This window comes from Halobacillus sp. BBL2006 (assembly GCF_000786645.1).
In the GTDB taxonomy this organism is placed as follows: Bacteria; Bacillota; Bacilli; order Bacillales; family Halobacillaceae; genus Halobacillus.
On record NZ_JRNX01000927.1, the window covers coordinates 1 to 1,660 of the forward strand.

The following is a 1,660-nucleotide window of genomic DNA, read 5'->3' on the forward strand; positions in this document are numbered from 1 at the left end:
CGTACAGAAGCGAGGGAAGTCTCACTAGCCGCTAGGCCCGTACGCCCACGGAAAGCGAGTTATTTCCCCGACCACCTGCTTCACATACCAGTAAAGGAACCGACGAACATCTCGAAATAAAGTCTTCCAGATTACTGCGCGATTGCTAGATAACCTTTAAGACCTGATACAATCCTTGGGGAGTTCCAAAGAAAAAGGCCATGCCCTGACCGGGACATGACCTTTATCCTTCATCCAACATAAGTGACCGCGGTATCTTCTTTTAATACTGTATCAATTGTAGCCCCCCCTAAGCAAACCTCATCTTTATACAAGACAACAGCTTGACCTGGTGTAATTGCTCGTTCAGGCTCATGGAACATGACTTTGTAGCTTCCGTCATCCAGTGGGTATACGGTAACTTTACTGTCATCCTGACGATAACGGAATTTAGCCGTACATTCAAAAGCATCTTCAGGTTTGTAGCCACTTGTCCAGTTCGCTTTTGTAGCGATCAAACCATCAGAGTATAAGGCGTCGTGGTGGAAGCCTTGACCGACGTACAGGATATTGTCCTCTACATTTTTCCCAACGACAAACCATGGATCACCGGCTCCGCCGATACCCAACCCTTGCCTTTGTCCAAGTGTATAGTACATCAATCCATCATGCTTCCCTTTCACTTCACCATCAAGGGTTTCCATATTTCCTGGCTGCGCAGGTAAATACTCACTCAAAAATTCTTTAAAGTTTCGTTCACCGATAAAGCAAATTCCTGTAGAATCTTTCTTCTTAGCCGTAGCCAATCCGTTTTCTTCTGCAATTTTCCGTACTTGCTTTTTATCGATATGACCAAGCGGGAACATTACCTTTGCCAAAACGTCCTGGGACAGTTGGTTAAGAAAATAAGTTTGATCTTTGTTTTGATCGACTCCACGAAGCATTTCATAAGAACCATTATTTTCGCGTACCTGTGCATAGTGACCCGTAGCTAAATAATCCGCGCCAAGGGACATGGCATGATCAAGAAATGCTTTAAACTTGATTTCTTTGTTACACATGACATCTGGATTTGGTGTACGTCCTGCTTTATATTCTTCCAAAAAATATGTGAACACTTTATCCCAATATTGTTTTTCGAAATTCACAGCATAGTACGGAATGTCCAGTTGATTACACACTCGAATGACATCTTCATAATCTTCCGTTGCTGTACATACACCATTCTCATCGGTGTCGTCCCAGTTTTTCATGAAAATCCCAACTACATCATATCCTTGCTGTTTGAGGAGAAGAGCAGCGACGGATGAATCGACTCCCCCACTCATTCCAACAACGACACGTGTATCTTTCGGATCCTTCATTTTATTCACCTTCCTTTGTTAGCTCAATCTCTTGATGATTTGGGAGACTTTCTTTGCTGCTTCAACGACATTATCTTCATCGTTGGCTAACCCAAAACTAAACCGTATAGAATTGGTCGTTCTCGGATTTTCAGCCCCATACATAGCCGTCAAAACGTGAGAAGGCTCTACGCTTCCAGCTGTGCAAGCACTTCCACTAGAGGCTGCAATTCCAGACAAATCAAAGTTCGTTAACAAGGCTTCAACATTCATACCAGGGAAACTAACATTTACAATAGAAGCTACGCTACTCAGTTCGTTCCCGTTCACCTTAAAGT

2 protein-coding genes are annotated in these 1,660 nt (G+C 43.3%); both read right to left on the reverse strand.

What is annotated here, in order from left to right; all coding sequences use genetic code 11:
• Nucleotides 1-230 precede the first annotated feature (230 nt).
• Nucleotides 231-1,343, reverse strand: coding sequence for a tRNA 2-thiouridine(34) synthase MnmA (mnmA, locus tag LD39_RS21140; protein ID WP_035553580.1), 1,113 nt, complete (start codon nt 1,341-1,343; stop codon nt 231-233).
• Between the two features lie 18 nt (nt 1,344-1,361).
• On the reverse strand, nt 1,362-1,660 hold a 299-nt coding region (locus LD39_RS21145), incomplete at its 5' end, for an aminotransferase class V-fold PLP-dependent enzyme (RefSeq protein WP_156112708.1).